The 20,937-nt window shown below is 64.4% G+C and carries 17 protein-coding genes; 5 read left to right on the forward strand and 12 right to left on the reverse strand.

What is annotated here, in order from left to right:
* Position 1: 1 nt before the first annotated feature.
* From FHS84_RS07485 to FHS84_RS07505, 5 genes are all read right to left on the reverse strand, one after another.
* Entirely contained in the window at positions 2–1,909 is a 1,908-nt protein-coding gene (locus tag FHS84_RS07485) for an asparagine synthase-related protein (RefSeq protein WP_166932506.1), read from the reverse strand.
* Positions 1,906–2,775 carry a sulfotransferase domain-containing protein gene (locus tag FHS84_RS07490; protein WP_166932508.1) on the reverse strand — a complete coding sequence of 290 codons (870 nt, stop codon included), beginning with the start codon at positions 2,773–2,775 and terminating at the stop codon, positions 1,906–1,908. Before FHS84_RS07490 ends, FHS84_RS07485 begins: the two co-directional genes overlap by 4 nt.
* Positions 2,772–3,677 carry a hypothetical protein gene (locus FHS84_RS07495; protein WP_166932510.1) on the reverse strand — a complete coding sequence of 302 codons (906 nt, stop codon included), beginning with the start codon at positions 3,675–3,677 and terminating at the stop codon, positions 2,772–2,774. Before FHS84_RS07495 ends, FHS84_RS07490 begins: the two co-directional genes overlap by 4 nt.
* On the reverse strand, positions 3,674–3,949 hold the full coding sequence (locus FHS84_RS07500; protein ID WP_166932512.1) for a PqqD family peptide modification chaperone: 276 nt from the start codon (positions 3,947–3,949) through the stop codon (positions 3,674–3,676). The genes FHS84_RS07495 and FHS84_RS07500 overlap by 4 nt, the downstream gene beginning before the upstream one ends.
* A 115-nt stretch (positions 3,950–4,064) precedes the next feature.
* Positions 4,065–5,456, reverse strand: coding sequence for a DUF4403 family protein (locus tag FHS84_RS07505; RefSeq protein ID WP_166932515.1), 1,392 nt, complete (start codon positions 5,454–5,456; stop codon positions 4,065–4,067).
* A gap of 354 nt (positions 5,457–5,810) precedes the next feature.
* On the opposite strand from FHS84_RS07505, the gene FHS84_RS07510 reads away from it, so the two are divergent.
* From FHS84_RS07510 to FHS84_RS07520, 3 genes are all read left to right on the forward strand, one after another.
* Entirely contained in the window at positions 5,811–6,995 is a 1,185-nt protein-coding gene (locus FHS84_RS07510; protein ID WP_425061559.1) for a DUF3471 domain-containing protein, read from the forward strand.
* A 240-nt stretch (positions 6,996–7,235) separates the two neighbouring features.
* Positions 7,236–8,099 carry an SPFH domain-containing protein gene (locus FHS84_RS07515; protein WP_166932520.1) on the forward strand — a complete coding sequence of 288 codons (864 nt, stop codon included), beginning with the start codon at positions 7,236–7,238 and terminating at the stop codon, positions 8,097–8,099.
* Complete coding sequence (locus FHS84_RS07520) at positions 8,100–8,276, forward strand: type II toxin-antitoxin system antitoxin (RefSeq protein WP_166932522.1); 177 nt, start codon at positions 8,100–8,102, stop codon at positions 8,274–8,276.
* A gap of 6 nt (positions 8,277–8,282) precedes the next feature.
* On the opposite strand, the gene FHS84_RS07525 is transcribed toward FHS84_RS07520, so the two are convergent.
* Positions 8,283–9,026: a hypothetical protein gene (locus FHS84_RS07525; RefSeq protein WP_166932525.1), complete on the reverse strand. Its 744-nt coding sequence runs from the start codon at positions 9,024–9,026 to the stop codon at positions 8,283–8,285.
* Positions 9,027–9,159: 133 nt separating this feature from the next.
* Positions 9,160–11,133 (reverse strand): acyltransferase family protein, encoded by a 1,974-nt coding sequence (locus tag FHS84_RS07530; RefSeq protein ID WP_166932527.1) that lies wholly within the window; start codon positions 11,131–11,133, stop codon positions 9,160–9,162.
* Positions 11,134–11,351: 218 nt separating this feature from the next.
* Here FHS84_RS07530 and uvrA point away from each other — a divergent pair, with 218 nt between their 5' ends.
* The gene (gene uvrA / locus FHS84_RS07535; protein WP_166932530.1) at positions 11,352–14,246 is read left to right on the forward strand and encodes an excinuclease ABC subunit UvrA; all 2,895 of its coding nucleotides are present in this window, start codon (positions 11,352–11,354) and stop codon (positions 14,244–14,246) included.
* Positions 14,247–14,783: 537 nt separating this feature from the next.
* On the opposite strand, the gene FHS84_RS07540 is transcribed toward uvrA, so the two are convergent.
* The 4 genes from FHS84_RS07540 to FHS84_RS07555 all read right to left on the reverse strand — a co-directional run bounded on the left by FHS84_RS07540 (position 14,784) and on the right by FHS84_RS07555 (position 18,726).
* Positions 14,784–15,593, reverse strand: coding sequence for a pyrroline-5-carboxylate reductase family protein (locus tag FHS84_RS07540; protein WP_166932533.1), 810 nt, complete (start codon positions 15,591–15,593; stop codon positions 14,784–14,786).
* 1,214 nt (positions 15,594–16,807) lie between these two features.
* Positions 16,808–17,380 (reverse strand): NUDIX domain-containing protein, encoded by a 573-nt coding sequence (locus tag FHS84_RS07545; RefSeq protein WP_166932536.1) that lies wholly within the window; start codon positions 17,378–17,380, stop codon positions 16,808–16,810.
* A gap of 2 nt (positions 17,381–17,382) precedes the next feature.
* On the reverse strand, positions 17,383–17,997 hold the full coding sequence (locus tag FHS84_RS07550) for a LamG-like jellyroll fold domain-containing protein (RefSeq protein ID WP_166932538.1): 615 nt from the start codon (positions 17,995–17,997) through the stop codon (positions 17,383–17,385).
* Positions 17,998–18,051: 54 nt separating this feature from the next.
* Positions 18,052–18,726, reverse strand: coding sequence for a LamG domain-containing protein (locus tag FHS84_RS07555; protein WP_166932541.1), 675 nt, complete (start codon positions 18,724–18,726; stop codon positions 18,052–18,054).
* A 145-nt stretch (positions 18,727–18,871) separates the two neighbouring features.
* On the opposite strand from FHS84_RS07555, the gene nirK reads away from it, so the two are divergent.
* Positions 18,872–20,020, forward strand: coding sequence for a copper-containing nitrite reductase (nirK, locus tag FHS84_RS07560; protein WP_166932543.1), 1,149 nt, complete (start codon positions 18,872–18,874; stop codon positions 20,018–20,020).
* Here nirK and FHS84_RS07565 read toward each other — a convergent pair.
* Complete coding sequence (locus tag FHS84_RS07565; RefSeq protein WP_166932546.1) at positions 20,017–20,901, reverse strand: hypothetical protein; 885 nt, start codon at positions 20,899–20,901, stop codon at positions 20,017–20,019. The two genes, nirK and FHS84_RS07565, sit on opposite strands and share 4 nt — an antisense overlap.
* Positions 20,902–20,937: the final 36 nt, after the last annotated feature.

A 20,937-nucleotide genomic window follows, 5' to 3' on the forward strand; every position in this document is an offset into this window, starting at 1 on the left:
CTTATCGGTTGCGCCGGCTGAACCATTCGACATAGCGCGCAGCCAGAAATCCGTGCAGAGCGATCTGGGTTTCCTGTTCCCATCCCGAATTATGGTCGTCTATTCCACGCGCCGCCAATAGCGCGCGGATTTTGGCGAAATCGAACATGCGGGTCAGGCTTTCCGACTGCTCCATGCGCGCGATCTCGGCCAGGATTTGCGGCTCGATCGATTTGGCCATGCGCTGGAAGTCGGGGATCAGATCGTCGTTGAGCCGCCAGCGGGTCTGAAACTCGCGCGGATAGACGCTCTCCAGCGCGCGGCACGCCAGATACCGGTTGCGGCCGTCCTTCACGTCCAGGTCTTCGGGAATGGCCAGCCCCAGTTCGACCACCCGCTTGTCGTGGAACGGCCGGGTCAATTCGAGGCCATACCGGGCGGCCTCCGCCGCGCCGTGGGCAATTGGTCTTTCCATGATCCTGCGCAGCACGCCAATCATGCTGACCCGCATAGCGAGCACATCGTGGACCCGGCCGGCAATTCTGTCGGGATGGAGGACGCCGCGCGCCGCCAGATCCGCCGCAAATCCCGCGGCGATCGGCGCTCCGTTCCAGAGCGGAGTGCGACGCCGGTACCAACGGCGGATCGCGGGCGGGGCCAGTACTCCGGCGATATCGCTCTTCAACGTCTGCCATAACGAACGTTCCGACCGGCGCAGTTGGCCGATAAATTCGCGTCCGAAGCGGATCAGCCGCCCGCGGACGAGAAACCACGCCAGCGCCGATTGCCCGCGGGGGTTCAACGTATAGTCGCCGCCATGCCCGTCCATGATGAGGCGCGCCCCTGCCCCAGCCAGCGTGGCGTTCAATTCGTCCTGCACGAAGCCGTAACTGAAGTTCGGCGTTCCGCTTTCAAGCCACCGCCGGTCGAGGCCCGACAGTGCATTTTTCCCTTCGCGCGTGACGTAGCGCACATCGAGCCAGGGCATGTCGCGAATGCACATGTCGACCCAGCGGCGGGCATGACGGATGGTGCCGCGATAGCCCGCGGGCATCACCGACGCCGCGGCCGCGAGTTTTTTTCCGGCCGGTTCGAGCACGCTTCCGGCCAGTCCCGCGATCGCCGCGCTGTCATAGCCGCCGCTGAATACCAGACCGGGCGTCCCCTTAAGCCGGCGCAAACGGCAAGCCACTGCTTCCTCCAGCACCCGCCGGTAGGCATCGACGTAATAGGCTTCGTCCTTGCCGCAATGGGCCGGATCGGCGTGCGGCTCCCAATACGTTTGGGTTTCCAGCATCCCGTCGGCAGCCACGGTCATCGTCATGCCGCCGCCGATACCGGCGATGCCGGCAAAGGGTGTAGCACCGGGGTTCAGCGTCTTGTCGTGAACGATCAGACGGGCAAATTCGTCCTCCGACAATTCGCGCGGCACATCGCTCAAGCTCCACAGCGCCTTGACCTCGGATGCGAACGCGAAAAATCCGGCGCCGCGGTGAAACACGAAGCCGCGCTGGCCCATGTGATCGCGCGCCAAGATCAGCTTGGTTCCATCCCACACCGCGATCGCGAAATCGCCGATGAGATGCGCCCCGAAATCCGCGCCCCAGTGCCGATAGGCGGCATGCGCCAGCGCGCTATCGGATAGCGCCGCCAGCTCCGCGTCGGCAATAGCGAGGTCGCGCGCCAGTTCGCTGCGATTGTCGAGCCGCGCATCGGCGATCAGCATGACGCCGCCGCCGCACACCGGCTGGGCCTCGAAATCGTCCTCGACGGTCACCCGCATCAGGCAGTGGCCGAGTGCGATCGGTCCGTCGACGGCGAAGCGGCGGCCGTCGGGCCCGCGATGGGCCAGCGCCCCCCCCATCCGTTCCATATCGGACGCGGCAGCTTCGCGGCCGTCGAACCGCAGGATGCCGAAAATCGCGCTCACGTCGTCGTCTCATAGCCGAGACGGCGCATCATCGCGCCGTGATCGGCTTCTATCCGTTCCGCTTGCTGGCGCGAGAGCGTATCGCGCCAGCCGCCGGCCACGCCGCGGCGGAAAAACCGAGAGCTGACCGCGGGACGCTCGCGAAAACCGGAGCGGACTTCTTCCGCCTGCAAACGATCGAAACGGGCCGCGTCGACCGCTTTGTTGACGGTCTCGGACGTGGTGTCGAATTCAAGGAAGGCTGCGATCTTGGCCATAACGCCCGGCGTGTCGGCCTTCATGTCTTCGTAGCGCATCAACAAGCGGCGCACCGGCGCATCGAGCCAGCCGGCGACATGACCGCTCCAGGTCGGCAGCCACTGCGCCAACTGGCTGCCCATTTTTTTCGAGGTCCTGGCCAGCCGGCAATCGGGATCGGCCATCCGCGCGATGGCGGCATCGATCGAAATGCCGCTGTGATTGGCAAACGAGACAGCCACATCGCGCGGATCGCGCACGATGACGACGGCGCCTTTGGTGCTCTCGGGCGGAAACAGCGGCGTGCCGCGCGACGACAGCCAGGCGTCGTGCGTCTTGACGATCGGTGGCTTGCCCGCACTCTCCGCCCAGGCGAGGATGGCGGCGGACCGGAGCGTCTCGATCTCGTCTTCCGTCAAATCGGAGCTTTCGATGTCGAGAACGTCCTCGAAAAAAAAGCGCGACGACGAAATCCCGCCGATGCGGCTTCGGTGCGAAGGATCCCACCACGGCGCGTTGTCGTCGTCGAAGCGCACCGGCGCTCCGCCCTGCTCCAGGCTGCGCAAAACCATGCGCACCCAGGTGTTGCCGGACTTGGGATAGGAGGCGATCCAGTAGATGCCGCTCATCCTGCCGTCTCGTGCCGGGCGATCAGATCGACGATCTCTTCGGCGCGCGCGAGCGTCCGAATCCGCCGCAGTATGACGGACCGAACCCCGCCCACAACGCGACCGGCCATGGCGAACAAGGGGCCGCTGCCGAGCAGATTGTACCCCAGCTTGCTGCGATAGACGGCCGTCTTCATGTAGCGGAAGGCATCGATGCCCAGCAGCGTCCGCATCTCCTCATGGCGCGGATCGACGGCTTCTTCGAGATAATAGACGCTCGCCAGCGGCAGCGGTTCGCCGGCGAACGCCTCCACCGGCATGTGAAACTTCTCGAGTTGCGCGCGCGCCCGCTCCAGACCTTCGGTTTCGAACGCCAAACCGTCCATCGCGTCGCGCCACAGTTTCAGTCGCGGGAAGGCGGGCTGCACCATCACCGTACCGTCGCGCACTTCGGTCACCGCCACGTCGTCGGCGAGAATGGAATAGCCGCGCTTGAGGAACATCGCCGCCAAGGTCGATTTGCCGGCACCGGAAACGCCGGAGAACGCCACCGCCTTGTCGCCGATCCGGACCACCGAGGCATGCAGCGGCAACAGCCCGCGGCGGAAGCAGACGATCGCGAACACCGTCCCGAACAGGAAGACGCGGATGTCCGGGGCATCGGCGGGCATATGCGGCGCGATGACGATTTCCCGCCCCTCCGGATCGACGCGATAGGCGGCCACCGCCTTCATCTCGAACCGGCAGGTGCCGTCGTCGGCGATTTGCAGCAGCGGCCTGCTGGTGTGCGGATTTTCAAGCTCCGGAACCTCGTCCAGCCGGATGGACAGATCGGCCTGGCGCCCGTCGCCGGCCCACGACACCAGGTCGGGAAGCGGCAGGACGCTGGCGACCTTGAGCCCGCACAGAGCGTAGTAGTTCATGATACGCGGACCAGACCGCTGGCGGCCAGACGGCCGATAAGGTCCACGACATCCTTCTCGATGACGGCGGCATCGCCCTCGTAATCCCGCATCAGCCCCGCCAGCAGATCCTCGATTTTGGTCGGAGAGGCCAGCGCCCGCCAGACGTCCGCACCGACGGAATCGAGACCGAAATACTTGCCGCTGTCGACATCCAATAGGACGACCTCATCGCCTACGAGGGTCGACAGGACATCGGGCCTGCAGGCGACGACGGACGAGCGATCGATCACGACGGGACTCCCGGTACAGCTTCACAACACCATACCTTATCGAACCGCAGGCTCGCAGGTATAGCAAGTCGTCACACCCGCCCCTGACGGAATATCAGTCCACAAATCGTTGGGGCTAAAGGTGCAGTTCCGCCTTGACGCTGCCTTCCGCCGCAAAGGTCGTGACGAAGCCGTCGCGCGTCCAGGAGAGGGTCGGAGTGCTGAACGATTTGACCTGCCCCGACACCGCCACGACGTTGCCTTGGGGATGGGACAGCGACGAAGCGACTTGCGCCTGCACCTTGGCGATCTGGTCGCCGACCTTGAATTGCAGCGCCTTTTCCATCGCCTTGCCGAGATCGTCGCCGGCGAGGCCGCGCATCACGCTGAGCATGAAGTTCTGGGTCAGAACGTCATACTTGACGTTGACGACTCGGATGGTCTGGCTCTTGGCGTCGTATTGCGGCACGCCGCGCAAATAGCCCGAACCGCAGCCCGTCAGGAATTCGGTGGGATCGTATTTCTCGGCGATGCAGAAGCTGGCGGCGATCACCACGTCCTGGCCGCTCGGAAGGATCTCGAGCTTGGAAACATTGATCGTGTGCGTGCCGGAGCGAGGCGGATTCTTTTTCAAGACATCGAGCGCGAGCCGCGCGGCTTCGGCATAGGGCAGCGTCACCGGCACACTGACGGCGAAATGGTTGGTCGGCCCGTTGACCGGCGCAGGCGGCGGCAGCGCCGTCGGCGTCACCGCGGGCTTGTCGTCGGAGGCCACCAGCCGGGCCCGGACGTCGATGCCGAGGCCCATCGTCAGCACATTGCTCTGCACCGCCGGCACGCCGACGCGGATGCGTTCGGGCTGCAGCACCAGCCAGGTGGTCGGAGTGGTGTTGAGCTTGACCGGCGCGAACACGCCTGCCCACAGTTTGGCGACCGGATCGCGCACCACCACCGCGGTGCTGACTTCCTTGTCGAGCACGCCGAGCAGCGGCTTCGACAGGAGTTCGGGATTCAGGTTCCAGATCGTCGTGAAATCGGTATTGAGCGCGCCGAGCTTCACCCGGCCGTTGGCGAACTGCACCGAGCCGCCCAGATTCGGCCGCACCAGCCAGTCCGGGCCGAAGCCGATCGCGGTCACGGCGTTCACCTGCCCTGCGGCATTGATGCCGGTATGCACCGCCGCGAGCGGCCCCGGCAGGGCCAGATCGGCATTGAGGGCGAACGGCACCGACAGCGCCAGCGCGGTCCCGCGATTGGTCACCGCGATGGGGCCGGTCCGCACGGCGGAAAGCGTTGTCGTGCAGTCGCCGATGCCGCATTTGAGCTTCTGGTTCTTCAGATCGGCAAAGCGCTGCGGCGTCTTCTCATTGACGAGACGCGAGAGGTCGCTGAGCGGAATGCTGAGCGTGGCGGCCACGGTCGAGACCGGCGGCGGCGGTGCGGCGGGCGGCGGCGTAAGGCTCGGCGGCGGGGCGCTGGTTTCGGAAACTCCGCCGCACCCGGCCAGCAACAAGACACTGCCCAGCACCGCGCACTTCCGTACCCACGTAATCACTGCCCGCACTCCCGAAAACGCGGGGAACCTAGGCGCCCATCGCGGCGGATACAATTACGCCGCGGCTGCACATCGTCGCGTTGCGATGAAATCGCAGACATCAAGCCCGCGCCCGCCGGGGGCCCAAGCAACCATTGCGCGTACCGCCCATTCTCCTCGGGACGCTGTTTTTTGGCGGTGCTGGCGCGCATCTGCAACATCTGGGCGGGTAGCGGGTTTGTACCGGTTTTAACCGAGGTGTAGATTGCGCCGCCGCACGACATCAGGGGGCGGGGGTCCATGACACGCGCAGCAGCCGCCTTCGTCGCGGCCTGGGTACTGCTGGCAATGCCGTGCGCACTCGGGGCGGAGCTTCCGCTCGACCGCTATACCGGTTATTACGAACTCGCGCCCAGTCTGGTGGCGACCATCAGCCGTGAAGACGATCACCTCGTCGTCCACCTCACGCGCCAGCCCAAGATCGATCTCGTCGCCCGGCCCGAGGGAGGTTACGCCCTCAAAGGCACCGCGGCGCACATCACCTTCACGGTCGGCGACAACAACGCCGTAACCGGCCTCGTCGTGCATCAGAACGGACGCGAAGCGCCTGCCCTGCGCATCGACGCGGCCACGGCGGCCCGGCTCGAGACTCCGATGCCGCAGGCGGCGCGCACCTGGCCGGTGCTGCGAGACACGGCGGTGCAGGTTCTCACCAATTCCGGCACCGATTATTGGCCGACCTTCTCGCCCGACGGCAATACCATCGTCTTTGCGCGCACGATGGATGAGAAGCATTGGGATCTCTACAAGATGGCCGTCTCGGGCGGCCCGGCCACGCCGCTGGCGCGCAGTCCGCTACCGGTTTCGGCAACGCGGCCCCGTTGGTCGCCGTCGGGCGATGCCATCGCCTTCACCGCTACCACCGCCGACGGCCACGACCAGATTTGGACGATCAAGTCCAACGGCACCGGCGCGAACATTCTGTTCGGCGACGGCGTCGCACTGCACCTGTTCTACCCCGATTGGAGTCCTGACGGGCAAAGCCTCATCATGCTGGACACCCAGGCGGACGTGATCCGGCGCGCCAATCTGGCAAACGGCAAGGTGGAAGCGATCACCGACCCGGCGAAGGTCCTGCCCGGCATGGCCAGCATTTCGCCCGATGGCCATCAGATCGTGTTGGCGGGACAGAAAGCGACCGGCGGGCAGTACTATCAGGAGAGCAATTCGCTCTGGATTTTGTCCGGCGGAGCGCTGCGTCCGCTCGAACGCGAGCCGCTGTCGGGACGCGCGCCGGTATGGTCGCCGGACGGCCGCTGGATTGCCTTCGAATCCGATCGCGGCAGTCCGGACGGGCGCTACGCCATATTCCTGATCCGCCCCGACGGCACCGGCCTCGTGCAGGTCACCGACTATCTCTTCAATGCCAATCATCCGGTGTTCGCGAACGACATGCGCCGGCTGGTGGCGACCGTCGGCACCGGCGAAAACACCCGCATCGCCGTGATCGAACTCCCCGAACTGCCGAAATAGGCCCCTCCTGTCATCCCGGACGCGCCCTCGGCGATTTTGAGATCTGGCACTGGGGCGCGATCCGGGACCCACTCCGAAATCTGGATTGTGTCTGAGTAGGTCCCGGCTCTGCGCGCCCCACCGCACTTCGTGCTGCGGAGCGCTTGGCCGGGATGACATTTCAGTGAATCTCCCCTTCTTGCCCACCCCACCCGAAGGTGATATCACTTTGGTATCGTCATGATCTCAGAGGGCAGTTCCATGGCAGACGCAATCCAAAGATCCGTCGAGAAGCGCGGCGGCGGTAGCAACGGCTGGCCGCTGGTTCTGACGGTCCTCGCACTGCTTGCGATCTCGATTGCACTCTTCGCGGCCCAGACCCCGCTCGGGGCCGTGACGCTCGTCGCGGGTGTCCTGGTGGCGGCGGGTTTCTACACCCTGCAGCCGAATACCGCCGCGGTGCTCACCTTGTTCGGCAAGTATCTGTCGACGGACCGCAGCCAGGGGCTGCGCTGGGTGCCGTTCTGGATCGGCCGCAAGATCGTCTCGGTGCGCGCCCGCAACGTCACCTGCGAAAAGCTCAAGGTGAACGACAACCGCGGCAACCCGATCGAGATCGCCGCCAATGTCGTCTGGCGGGTGGACGATACCGCCCGCGCCGTGTTCGATGTCGACCGTTACACCGACTTCGCCAACATCCAGATCGAAACGGGCTTGCGCGTCGTGGCGTCGAAATTCTCCTACGATCACCCCGAAGGCGATCAGCCGACCTTGCGCGCCTCGGGCGATCACGTCGCCGAGATTTTGCGCGCCGAACTGCAGGAGCGCGTCGGCGTTGCCGGTCTCACCATCGACGATGCCCGCATCTCCCACCTTGCTTATGCGCCCGAAATCGCCGGCGCGATGCTGCGTCGCCAGCAGGCCCAGGCCATTCTCGAAGCCCGCAAGCTGATCGTAGAAGGCGCCGTCGGCATGGTGGAACTGGCGCTGACCCAGCTCAGCGAACGCCATGTCGTCGAACTCGACGACGAACGCAAGGCGACGATGGTGTCCAATCTGATGGTCGTGCTCTGCTCCGATCACGACGCCCAGCCCGTGCTCAACACCGGAACGCTGTACGGTTGAATGGCGATCGGTGAAGACAAGCGGGCGTTTGCCCTCCGGGTTCGCGCCGAAGTTTTGGCGGCGGTGGAAAAGCTCGCCGCCGCCGACCTTCGCAGCGTCAACGCCGAGATCGAGGTGCTGCTGCGCGAAGCGCTGGCCCGCCGCGGCGTCACGCTCGACGGGCGGCCGAAGAAATAACGCGCGCTACGCGGCACGCTCGTCAGCCGGTTCTTTCCACACGAACAGCAGAACTGCAGCAGCAAACGCAAGAAGCTTCGAGATCACGTTGACGGCCCACGGCCCCGGCTCGACCGGATAGGCAAATCCGAATGCCGCCGCCCACACGCCCCACACTGCGAACATGCCCGCCAGCGCGAACAAGGCGCCGCGCGTGATGCGCATCGCGGGCGACATCGCCAGCAATGCGATGGTCGAAATTTCCCACAGGAACAACGGGCAGAAATACAGCATGCGATAAAGGCCCGGATCGGGCGGCACCGGCGGAAAAACACGCGCCATGATGATCACATCGAACGGCAGCTCGAACAGCATCACCGCCCCGGCGGCGCCGAAAAATCCGCTATACCATGCTGTTTTGCCGCCATGCTTGCGCGTCAGCCAGGCGATGACGAACAACGCTACCCAGGCATAATAGATGGTCCCGATCTCGGGCTTCTTCTGCTCGAAGACGATGTGAAGCTCCTGAAGCTGAATGCCGTAGGCCCTGAGCGCGACGTACAGCATCAGCATCGACAACAGCCACAGCAGGAACACCATGCTGCCGATCGCCCCTCCCGGCCGCTTGAGCGCAATCGGCCGTTTCAGCCGTGCACCAAGGCCCGCGAACAAAACCGCCACCGCGGCCAGAATGACCGCGAGCGTAATCGCTTCGCTGCCGTGATAAGCAAGCCAGGCGCCATACGGCTCGGCCGGCGAATAGGTGTGCATGAAGCCCCCCACGACGATGCACCCGTTTGGATAGCACGACGCCGCCAAGAGCAGAACCGTATCGGCGCGATAGAGAGCGCTTTCAGGAAACGTGGGGCCGGTTTTCCGTCCGAAAGCGCGACAATCAATGAATCTACGACACCTTGTCGAACAGCGGATCGATGGCGCGGCTGAGGAGCGGCTCCAGCTTCTTGGCGCCGTAATCGCTCAAGTGATGCTCGTCGCGATAAAGCGGGATGCCGTTGTTGCGTACGGCGCAGCGGCCCGACGCGCAGAGATAGTCGTGCGGATAAACTGCGAACACGCCGTCCTGCGCCGCCGCTTTCTGGAACACCGGCAGCACCGCCTTTTCGCGGTCGTAGAATTTCTCCGCCGGCGGCGACACCACCACATTCTCGCGATGCTGCTCGACCAGCTTGGCCAGGACTTGCGGCACGGTGAATCCGATCTCCGGCACCGGCCCGACCAGCAGCACCTGCTTGCCGCCCGCACGCAGCGCCGCGACGGTGCGTTCGAGCCCGCGCGCGAAGATCGCGGCGTTGTCTTCCGGCTTGGTGGCGCGGCCCAGGTCGTCGCTGATGGCGACGAAGCCGTTGCCTTCGATGCCGTAGGCCGTGCCCGCCGCCGCCTTGCCCCAGCGCGCTTCGAGAATGACGGTGGTGATTTCCTTGTGCCGCAAGATCATCGCCAGCACGCGGTCGTTGAAAGCACGGCACTTGGGAGCATTGGAAAGATTGACGCCGACCAGCGGCGCGCACGACGGCGCCCCCGCGAAAAGACCGCGGCGCTTGTGTTTGCGGGCGATGTCGGCGACGGCGGGAAGGATCGCTTCGGCATGGCTGTCGCCCCACAACACGAAACTCGCCGGCTGCCCTTCGGCGCCGATACCGCACAGCCGCGCCACCGAGACGTCATTGGGCGCGACGCCGAAACATTTCGCTTCCGTCGGTCGCGGCGCCAGCTCCTGTTCCATGATGGCGACGATCTTGGGATCGAACCGGTTGGGCAGCCCGCCGGTCGTGATCGTCACCACGGCGAACAAACAGGCGCAAACCATCGCCGCTCCCGCGAGCGCGAACAGCGGCTTGCGCGCGACGGCCGTGCGATTGCGGAACGGTTGCTCGACAAAACGCCACGACAGCACCGATGCCGCGACCGTCACCGCCGCGCACACCACGACCTGCCATGGCTTTAGCACGCCCAGCCATTGCCGCGCCAACACGATCACCGGCCAGTGCCAGAGATACAGCGAATACGAAATCAGTCCGGCGAACACGACCGGCCGCCACGCCAGCGCGCGCGACACGGCATTGTCCGGCCCCGCCGCGATCACCAGCGCCGCGCCGACGCACGGCAGCAGCGCCGCCCCCCCCGGAAACGTCCCGCCTTTCGGCAGCAACACGCCGGCGGCGAGGATCATCGCCAATCCCAGCAACGATGCCGCTCCGGCCCAACGCTGCGGCGCGCGCCATGCCGCAACCGCCAGCACCGCGCCGATCACGAATTCCCAGAACCGGTACGGCGCCAGATAGAACGCCGCGGTCGGCGTCGCATGCACCGCCCACACCGACGCCGCGAACGACACCAATGCCATCGCGCCGAGCGCCGCCAGCCGCCACCGCACCGCCCATTGGCGGATCGCGAACAGCACCAGCGGGAAGACGAGATAAAACTGTTCCTCCACCGCCAGCGACCAGGTGTGCAAAAGCGGCTTCGAACTCGCCGCCGTGTCCCAATAGCCCGCCGTGTTGAAGAAGAAGATGTTCGACCAGAACAGCGCCGCCGCGCCTGCGCTCTTTCCGAAGCGTTCGTAATCGGGCGGATAGAGCAGCAGTGCCGCGACCGCCGCCGTCACCGCCAGCACCGCGAACAGCGCCGGGAAAATCCGCCGCACCCGCCGTTCGTAGAACGCCACCAGACTGAACTGCCCCGCCGACAACTCGCGGTCGATGATGCCGCCGATCAGGAACCCGGAGATGACGAAGAACACATCGACGCCGACGAAGCCGCCGGAAAATCCGGGCACGCCGAAGTGGAACAGGATGACAAGCCCCACCGCTACGGCGCGCAGGGCATCGATATCGTCGCGATGGGTGGGGCGGGCCATAGAACTCGGAACGTACTCGGGATTTACGCGGGCACCTGCCCAACTCTCAGGCCGTCGTTAGTGTTCCTTTGTGCCGGAAATGGGGCATGGACGCGGGGCTTCGTTCCCTATATGTTCGCGCGCGCAAGATTCCCCGCATATCGGGGTTGCAGCGGAGGCCCTCCCTCTGCTTGGAAAGACGCCCGAGATAGGTCCGGGCTGTTGGGTCTGTAGGAAGAATGCTGAAAAACATCGTCATTCGCGGCGCGCGCGAGCACAACCTGAAAAACGTCGACGTCGAAATCCCGCGCGACAAGCTGACCGTGATGACGGGGCTGTCGGGCTCGGGCAAGTCCTCGCTCGCCTTCGACACCATCTACGCCGAGGGCCAGCGCCGCTATGTGGAATCCTTATCGGCCTATGCCCGCCAGTTCCTCGAGCTGATGCAGAAGCCGGACGTCGATCACATCGAAGGCCTGTCGCCGGCCATCTCCATAGAGCAGAAGACCACCTCGAAGAACCCACGGTCCACCGTCGGCACCGTCACCGAGATCTACGACTATCTGCGCCTGCTCTACGCGCGCGTCGGCGTGCCCTATTCGCCCGCCACCGGCCTGCCGATCGAAAGCCAGACCGTCAGCCAGATGGCCGACCGCATTCTGGCGCTGCCGGCCGGCACGCGGCTGTTCCTCAACGCGCCGATCGTGCGCGGCCGCAAGGGCGAGTACCGCAAGGAATTCGCCGAGCTGCAGAAGAAGGGCTTCCAGCGCGCCAAGGTCGACGGCAAGTACTACGACATCGCCTCGGTCCCCGCGCTCGACAAGAAGCTGAAGCACGACATCGAAGTCGTGGTCGACCGTCTGGTGGTCAAGCCCGACATCGGCAACCGCCTGCCCGACTCCATCGAAACCGCGCTCGGCCTGTCCGACGGTCTCGTCATCGCCGAATTCGCCGACGAGAAAGTCGACGGCAAGCCGCGCCAGATGCTGATGTCGTCGAAATTCGCCTGCCCGGTGTCCGGCTTCACCATTCCGGAGATCGAGCCGCGGCTGTTCTCGTTCAACAACCCGCACGGCGCCTGTCCCAAGTGCGACGGCCTCGGCAACCAGCTTTATTTCGATCCCGCCCTGATCGTTCCCGATGCGAGCCTGACGCTGCGCACCGGCGCCCTGTCGCCGTGGCACAAATCGTCCTCGCCCTATTACCTGCAGACGCTGGAAGCGCTCGCCAAGCACTACAAATTCTCGCTGACGGTGCCGTGGGAAGAGCTGCCCAAGAAGGCGAAGGACGTCATCCTCTACGGCTCGGGCGAAGACGAGATCAAGTTCATCTACGACGACGGCATGCGCCGTTACGAGACCAAGAAGACCTTCGAAGGCGTCATTCCCAACATGGAGCGGCGCTACAAGGAGACCGACTCCTCGTGGATTCGCGAGGACATGGAGCGCTATCAGGACGCGGCGCCGTGCGATGCCTGCAACGGCTATCGCCTCAAGCCGGAAGCCCTCGCCGTGAAGATCGGCGGCCTGCACATCGGCGAAGTCTGCGAGAAATCGATCAAGGCGGCCGACATCTGGTTCCGCGATCTCGACAAGAGCCTCAACAAGCAGCAGAAGGAAATCGCCGCCCGCATCCTGAAGGAAATCCGCGAGCGCCTGCGCTTCCTCGTCAATGTCGGCCTCGAATATCTCACGCTGTCCCGCTCCTCCGGCACGCTGTCGGGCGGCGAAAGCCAGCGCATCCGGCTGGCCTCGCAAATCGGCTCCGGGCTGACCGGCGTTCTCTACGTGCTCGACGAGCCCAGCATCGGCCTGCATCAGCGCGACAACGTCAAGCTGCTCGAAGCGCTGCAAGGCCTGCGCGATCTCGGCAATACGGTCATCGTGGTGGAGCACGACGAGGAAGCGATCCGCACTGCCGATTACGTCATCGACATGGGTCCGGGCGCCGGCATTCACGGCGGCCACGTCATCGCCGAAGGCACGCCGGAAGACATCATGCGCAATCCGAACAGCCTGACCGGCAAGTATCTCGTCGGGCTGGAACAGATTCCGCTGCCGAAGAAGCGCCGCACCGCCACCCATAACCGCTGGCTGAAAGTGGTCGGCGCGCGCGGCAACAACCTGAAAAACGTCACCGCGGAAATCCCGGTCGGCACGCTGACCTGCATCACCGGCGTATCCGGCGGCGGCAAGTCGACGTTGACCATCGAGACGCTCTACAAGGCCGCGGCGCGCAAGCTCAATCAGGCGCGCGAACATCCGGCCGAGCACGACCGCATCGAGGGCCTCGAATTCCTCGACAAGGTGATCGACATCGACCAGAGCCCGATCGGCCGCACGCCGCGTTCCAATCCGGCGACCTACACCGGCGCCTTCACGCCGATCCGCGATTGGTACGCCGAATTGCCGGAAGCCAAGGCGCGCGGCTACGGTCCGGGGCGCTTCTCGTTCAACGTCAAAGGGGGGCGCTGCGAGGCGTGCCAGGGCGACGGCGTCATCAAGATCGAGATGCACTTCCTGCCCGACGTCTACGTGCAATGCGACGTCTGCCACGGCAAGCGCTACAACCGCGAAACCCTGGAAGTGAAGTATCGCGACAATTCCATCGCCGACGTGCTCGACATGACGGTGGAAGCCGGTGCCGAGCTGTTCAAGGCGGTACCGTCGATCCGCGAAAAGCTCGACACCCTCACCAATGTCGGCCTCGGCTATATCAGCATCGGTCAGGCCGCCACCACGCTGTCGGGCGGCGAAGCCCAGCGCGTCAAGCTGTCGAAGGAACTGTCGCGCCGCGCCACGGGACGCACGCTCTACATCCTCGACGAACCCACCACCGGCCTGCACTTCCACGACGTGAAGAAGCTGCTCGAAGTGCTGCAGGAGCTGGTCAACAACGGCAACACCGTCGTCGTGATCGAGCACAATCTGGAAGTCATCAAGACCGCCGATTGGATCATCGACCTCGGCCCCGAAGGCGGCGACGGCGGCGGCGAAATCGTCGCCCAAGGCACGCCCGAAGACGTGGTGAAGGTGGCGAAAAGCTACACCGGCCAATACCTCAAACCGCTCCTGAAAGGAGTCGCGCCGGGCAAGATCACCGCCAACGCGAAGAAAGTGAAAGCGGCGGGGTAAACACAACTGTCATCCCCGGCTGAGTAATGGGGACGATAGCGGTGTAGCGTCTGCACATTCCCCTTCTGTCATCCCCGGCTGAGCAAGCGGTCGATAGCGACAGCGTATTCGACCAGCGAGGGGAAGGGGACCCAGGTGGTCGAGCATTCGCGCCGCTAAAGAACCAGCACGACTACTCTCAACCACTTTTCCGTTGTCAGCACCTGGATCCCCTTCCCCTCCCCGGCTTAGCGCTTCGCGCGGCGCCGGGTCGGCCGGGGATGACAAATGGTGGTAATGCACACCTTTTCCGCTGCGCCAACTTACCTATCCACTTTGTATCGAACTATCGCCGCCGCCCGCCGCAGCCGCACTTCGGCACGCATTACAAATCCGTATCGGACGGAAGCTGCGGCGTTCGCGCGTGCAATCGAGGACTGCACGATAGGCGTCCGCCATGGATATGCTGCTTTGGTTGCGCGTACTGCTGATGCTCGAACCGGCCCTCATCAGGGCCTCGGCGATGCAGCTGTTGCGGCACACCCTGTGGCGCCAGCACTAACACCCCTTCGCCAATTCCTCGCAGCGGACGACGCCGCGTTCGAGCGCGGCGGCGATGTCGTCGCCTGCGGCAAGGCCGTTGAGCACGGCTTCGGTGATGCCGCCGGGCGTGGCGGCGTGGGTGAGATAGGTTTCCAGCGCCTTGCGCGTCACGCCTTTAGGGCAAACCTCCAGCGCCCAGTCGACAATGTCGGCATACCCGGCGAGATCGTGGCGGCGGCCGGCGGCATAGAGAGCGGCGCGATCGATCGGCCAGTCGTAGCCAAGGCACCACGCGGCCGCCATCGGCAGACAGGTACCGAGCGCGGTGAAGGCGGCGGTGGCGCTTTCCGACGCCAGCAGCGTCACGCGCAATCCGAGCGCCTGCAGTACCTGTTCGATCATCCCGTTCTCGGGATAGAGCGCCGCGATGCCGTTCTTCTTGGCCAGGCTCGCCGGATCGCTCATCATCGCGCGCACGGTGCCGGCGGGCAGGCGCTGCAACTCGATGCCGGCAAGAAACGACACCAGCAGCGCGTCGGGCCGCATCGTCAGACCGGCGATGGCGTCGACGTTTTGCGGCCGCACCAGATAGAATACCAGCTTCGCGCGTTCGAACAGCTCCGGCGCGCGCACCACGCGATCGCCGAGCCCCGCCGCCGTCAGCGCGGCCGTCGTGTTCGCCGAGCCGCCATGGCAAATCAGAAGCTGTTCGCGCGGCCAGCCCGCGTCCACGAGGGCGCGCGCCAATGCCCGTCCGAGATGCCCGGCGCCGAACAGGCCGAGCGGTGCTCCGTCGAGAAAATCCAAAGCCGGCTGAAACGACATGATGGGCACCCGCTGATAAGCGATCAGCAAGTAGGCGATGTGAACCCGCCAAGTCCAACCGGCATATCGGCGCAGCGGATGTCAGGTCTTCTCTGCCTCCGCGTGCGATGCCTTCCTTTTCTGCCCTCTACCTTCTCTTTTCTGCCCCCGCGCGTGAGGCGATTTCACCGTTTGGCACGTAGAGCGTGGAGGAAGTGATCCGAAGGATCGAAGGGGGCTTGCGATATCGTGCGCCCCCTTTTCTGCCCCACGCGGGCGCACCTTCCTCTTCTGCCTCGCGGGCACGGTCCCATCTTTTCTGCCCCACGCGGGCGTGAGGATTACTCAACCCGCACTAGGACCGCGGGGGGAAGTGCCCGTTAAGGCGCGGAGCGCAAAAGGGCAAAGGGGGGGGCCAACTCGCGCAAGAACAATCCCCCCTTTGCTTCGCTGCGCTCAGCACTTCCACCGCGGTCTTAGTGCCAACGCCAAAAGCTCGTTCGCCCGCGTGGGGCAGAAAAGAATGCGTGGTGCAGAAATGAACAGTGCGATCTCTCCACGTATCTTTTCTGCCCCCACGCGCGAAGCGATCTATGTGTCGGCACGTAGAGCGTGGGGGAAGTGTCCGGCGAAGCGGACAAAGGGGGCTCCAGCACTTTCGCAGGCAAGCCCCCTTCGATCCTTCGGATCACTTCCCCCACGGTCTGAGCGGTGGTGAAAAACACCGGGTCGCCCGCGGGGGCAGATGCGCGTTCACCAATTCATCATTGTGACGCGTTTCATTCGTCCATCTTCCGGAAATTATTGCGGCTGCGTCGCGCAACTAGGTGCAGAAAAATAGTTTTCCTCACGTCTTGAACTGTTGGCACCGCATACCCACATCGAACTGCGGTGTTTGACAATGGAGGACGATCTTCGGCCGATAAGCGCGACCGGAAAAGTGGGAAAACGGTTTCCGATCCGTCGCGTGGCCTAAACTATCTGCGCAAATACAGGAGTATCGCGCCCGCACGCGCTGCTGAAACATGGCCTCCGCGAGGATGCGTAAGACCGAATAAGTCCGCTATGGTGGCATCGGCCGCATCGCAAGGCGGCAGGCTTGGTTAAGCACTCCGTAGAAAGAGATCAATGCGCCTGTCGATCGCCGCCTGAAAACGGCCTCCGGAGGCGGCGGCGGGCTCGAGGCTGAAGGCGGAATCGCTCGATTCCGCCTTTGGTATATATAGAGAGATGAACTACCCAGCCATCCGGCTTTTCAGCCACAACAGCGCGATCAGCGTTTTGCTGTCGACGATCTCGCCGCGATCGATCATGGCGAAGGCTTCGGCGTACGGCACTTCGAGCACTTCGATATCCTCACCCTCTTCCGCGAGGCCGCCGCCCTTGGCCACCGGCTCGGCGGTCGTTTCGCCGTAGAACAGCGCGATGCGTTCGGAGCAGATGCCCGGCGTCGTATAGAAGGTGGTGATCGGCGTGATGGAACGCACTTCGTAGCCGGCCTCTTCCACCGCTTCGCGGCGGACCGCTTGTTCGGCGGTTTCGCCGGCATCGATCAAGCCGGCCACGATCTCGGTCAGCCAGCCGCCGCCGTGTTCGACCGAGGCATAGCGGAACTGGCGCACCAGAATGACGGTGCCGTGCGCTTTGTTGTCGAGCAGCAACGCCGCCGCCAGATCGCGCTTCAGGCTGAGCCGCTTGACCGGCGGGCTCATGCCGCCGGCCTTCAGTTCGAACGACACATCCACGTCTTCGACATGGAAGAAACCATCGAGCAGAACACGGCGCCCGAGGACCTGAACCTTCGGCATGCCTACAGTCCTGCCGGCAACGGTGCGAATTCGTTTACGGCCAGCGCTCGCGGCGTGAAGCGCGCGTTGAGCACCGCGCCGTGGAACGGCGTCGCCTTGTTGATGCGCATGCCGATGGAGGTGCGGCCCGCCCCTTGCGGCGTGTAGACGAGTTCGGCTTCCGCCTGCAGCACGCCGTTGACATAGGAGCGGTAGATCTTGCCGTCGAAGGTCTGCTGCACCGCGTACCAGCGGCCGAGCGGGAACGTCTTTTCCGGCACCACCAGCGTCTTGTTGTAGCCGGGGCCGGTGGTGAAGGCGTCGAGATACCAGCCGTTTTCGACCACGCGGATTTCGAACAGGGTGCGCGGGCTCTGCGCGTCGCCGTTGACCGCATCGGCTTCGGCGAGGTGCAGCCAGCGCTGCTCGAAGGCGCCGCCGTCGGGACGGAACACCGCTTCGATGGTGAACTGGTCGGCGCCCGCCAGCGGATGATTGCCGACATAGATCACGTCGCTCGCACCGTCGAACAGCGCCGCCTTGCCGGCCGGCGTGTCGATCAGTTTGGGAGCACCTTCCACGGTGGTGGTGTGGCCGCCGATGCCGGAGAGCCGGTCGAATGTCCAGACGATACTCATGAGAAAACCCTGCTTGTGAGGCCCGCGCCGAATCGCGCGGGCGCTATGGTACCGCTATTTCAGCCCGTCGGGCATGGCCAGGAATTTTTCCGGCGGCAGCGCCTGCGGCGTGAACCGGGCCTCGAACAGGGAGCCCCGGAAATAATCGATGCGGTTGAGGCGGGCGCCCAGCGCGGAGCGGCCCTCGCCTTGCGGTTTGAACGGGATTGCGGCCTCGGCCTGCTGCACGCCGTCGACATAGGAGCGGAAGGTCGTGCCGTCATAGCGCATCGCGACGCGATACCACTGCCCGAGCGGATGCAACTTGTCCGGCGCCATCAAAGCCTGCCGGTAGCCAGCGCCGGTGGTGAAGGCGTCGAGATACCAGTCGTTGCCGACCACGCGGATTTCGAACAGGAAGCGTGTTCCGGTTTCCTGTCCGGTATTGGGGTCGACTTCGGCGAGGTGCATCCAGCGCTGCGCGAACGGACCACCTTCGGGCCGGAAGATGGCTTCGGCCGTAAACGTCGCCGCCCCCGCCAGCGGGTGCCGGTCGACGATAAGAATATCCTCGATGCCATCGAATGTAACCGCTGGACCGGCGCCGGTGGCAATGATCCGAGGAGCGCCTTCGCAATGAGCCGCAACGCCGCCGATACTATCGAGGCGGTCGAAGCGCCACGATGTGGCCTCCGGTACTGTGCTGCATCCGGCGAGAAAGAGCACGGCAAACAGGAGGAAGATGCGCATGGCGCGATGTCCGGAGTCGGTCCTGATCCTTTGATAGCACGTTCGCATGTCTCCTGCTGCGGCGGCTTGGCACATACTGGTTTTGTCGTATTCGAAAATATACGCATGAAGAATACATCTTTTCTGGTTCTCGAAGGACGGGAAGATGTTTCGCAATCGGAATGACTTGGTTTTGGTAGGCGGCGTGATCGCGGTGGCGATCGTGCTGGGATTTGCCTGGTTCACGTCGGAAGCGGCAACCGCCGTATTGGCCACGGGTCAGACGGCGGCTCCCCCAAGACCTTCGTCACCCGCCGACTACACCGCACCGCCGCTCTCCGGCACGACCGCGACGCCGGCCCCGAAGGCGGGAACCGCGGTCGACATCGTTCGCGACCCCACCGACCTGCCCGCGCCGATCGGTACGCGGGGACCGCGCCGCATCACCGTCGATCTCGTCACCGAAGAGGTGACCGGCACGCTCGCAAACGGCACGACGTTCCCCTACTGGACTTTCAACGGCAAAGTGCCGGGCCCGTTCATCCGGGTGCGCGTCGGCGATCTCGTCACGGTTAAGCTCAAGAACGATGTCGCATCGATGATGATGCACAATGTCGATTTGCATGCCGTGATGGGTCCCGGCGGCGGCGCGCAAGCGACCCAGGCTGGCCCCGGCGAGACCAAAACCTTCACCTTCAAGGCGACCACGCCCGGACTTTATGTCTATCATTGCGCGACGATGCCTCACGCCGAACACATCGCCAACGGCATGTACGGCATGATCCTGGTCGAACCGGACGGCGGCCTTTCCAAGGTCGATCGCGAATACTATGTGATGCAAGGCGAGATCTATACCGACGAGCCATTCGGAACGCAGGGGCCGGTCGGAGATTCCTACGCCAAGATCGTTGCCGAAACGCCGGACTATTTCGTCTTCAATGGCGCCGTCGGCGCCCTCAGCGAACAGAAGCCGCTGAAGTCCAAAGTCAGTGAGACGGTACGGATATTCTTCGGCGACGCCGGTCCCAACAAAGACTCCGCCTTCCACGCCATCGGCCAGATCTTCGATAAGGTCTATCCGCTGGCCGATCTATCGGACGCGCCGATGCATGGGGTACAGACCATTCTGGTGCCGCCGGGTGGCGCGGCCGTGGTCGAGATGAAGACGCTGGTACCGGGCAGGTTCACCCTGGTCGACCATGCCATCGCACGGGTCGAAAAGGGTCTCGCCGGCACGCTGATCGTGTCGGGCCCGAAGAACGAGGAGATCTTCAAGGCTGCCGACACCGCCGCGATGCCGGCAATGGAGCACTAAGCCTTGGCGCCGGTCAGTGCTTTGTAAGCAAAGGCCGGCGCGGCGAACCAGAGCCCGTAGATGAAGGGCGCCAGAATGAAGTTGAGGCCTTCGAGCCACGGCAACCGCGCCGCCGTCTGGCGGACGATATCGGCTTCGTAGCGCTGGCGGGCGACCGCGTCCCCGATGAGATCGAGATGCGGATTGAAGCTGTCGGGACCAAGAATCATCCCGTACAGCAGCAGATACACCAGCATCACCGGCACGCTGACCGCCAGCATGACAATCACCATGCGCCCGACATTACCCTTGAGCAGGGACCAACTCCGCTCCAGCCCGATACCGCCTTCGAGCACCACACCGGGCAGCGCCAGCGTGCCCAGCCGCGCGAAGAGATAGATCAGAACCGGCGAAAGCACGATGGCGATCAGGGCCGCCATGCCGAGGGTCTTCTCGGCCGCGGCCAGTCCACCGGCCGGAACCGCGCCTGCCAGCGTACTGCCGGCAATCATGCAAAGGACGACGACGAGCATCACCAGAGCAACCAGGGCCAGCATGGTTCCGACGTAGCGGAACTCGGCCCCGCCGAGCGAGAAGCGCAGCCATTGCGGCCGATCCAGCGGCTTCAGGACTTCGCGGCAGATGGCAACCGCGATGATCGCCTTCAGCAGCAGCGCAAAGAACACATACCCCACCTGGCCGGCCAGGACGGGCGCAAGCTGAGAGGCATCGCCCGACGCCATCGCCGCCCCGCGCGCCGCCAGCATCGTGCCGTTGACGAAATAATCGATCACCGTCAGCACGATGATCGGCAGCCAGATCGCACCGGTGACCTTTTCGAGTTCTACGAACGCGAACCGGTACGCCGATGCGACGGTCTCGCCCACGGGAATTTTCGTCATACACTATCCTTTGCACTGGCGCCGGCCGCCTTATAA

The sequence above is a fragment of the Rhizomicrobium electricum genome (assembly GCF_011762045.1).
In the GTDB taxonomy this organism is placed as follows: Bacteria; Pseudomonadota; Alphaproteobacteria; order Micropepsales; family Micropepsaceae; genus Rhizomicrobium; species Rhizomicrobium electricum.

Bases quoted from the DNA above. Each gene is read 5' to 3' on its own strand.
- FHS84_RS07490 (WP_166932508.1), bottom strand. From the start codon at position 2,775: ATGAGCGGCATCTACTGGATCGCCTCCTATCCCAAGTCCGGCAACACC.
- FHS84_RS07495 (WP_166932510.1), bottom strand. From the start codon at position 3,677: ATGAACTACTACGCTCTGTGCGGGCTCAAGGTCGCCAGCGTCCTGCCG.
- FHS84_RS07510 (WP_425061559.1), top strand. From the start codon at position 5,811: ATGCCGTGCGCACTCGGGGCGGAGCTTCCGCTCGACCGCTATACCGGT.
- FHS84_RS07515 (WP_166932520.1), top strand. From the start codon at position 7,236: ATGGCAGACGCAATCCAAAGATCCGTCGAGAAGCGCGGCGGCGGTAGC.
- FHS84_RS07520 (WP_166932522.1), top strand. From the start codon at position 8,100: ATGGCGATCGGTGAAGACAAGCGGGCGTTTGCCCTCCGGGTTCGCGCC.
- FHS84_RS07525 (WP_166932525.1), bottom strand. From the start codon at position 9,026: ATGCACACCTATTCGCCGGCCGAGCCGTATGGCGCCTGGCTTGCTTAT.
- FHS84_RS07530 (WP_166932527.1), bottom strand. From the start codon at position 11,133: ATGGCCCGCCCCACCCATCGCGACGATATCGATGCCCTGCGCGCCGTA.
- uvrA (WP_166932530.1), top strand. From the start codon at position 11,352: ATGCTGAAAAACATCGTCATTCGCGGCGCGCGCGAGCACAACCTGAAA.
- FHS84_RS07540 (WP_166932533.1), bottom strand. From the start codon at position 15,593: ATGTCGTTTCAGCCGGCTTTGGATTTTCTCGACGGAGCACCGCTCGGC.
- FHS84_RS07545 (WP_166932536.1), bottom strand. From the start codon at position 17,380: ATGCCGAAGGTTCAGGTCCTCGGGCGCCGTGTTCTGCTCGATGGTTTC.
- FHS84_RS07550 (WP_166932538.1), bottom strand. From the start codon at position 17,997: ATGAGTATCGTCTGGACATTCGACCGGCTCTCCGGCATCGGCGGCCAC.
- FHS84_RS07555 (WP_166932541.1), bottom strand. From the start codon at position 18,726: ATGCGCATCTTCCTCCTGTTTGCCGTGCTCTTTCTCGCCGGATGCAGC.
- nirK (WP_166932543.1), top strand. From the start codon at position 18,872: ATGTTTCGCAATCGGAATGACTTGGTTTTGGTAGGCGGCGTGATCGCG.
- FHS84_RS07565 (WP_166932546.1), bottom strand. From the start codon at position 20,901: ATGACGAAAATTCCCGTGGGCGAGACCGTCGCATCGGCGTACCGGTTC.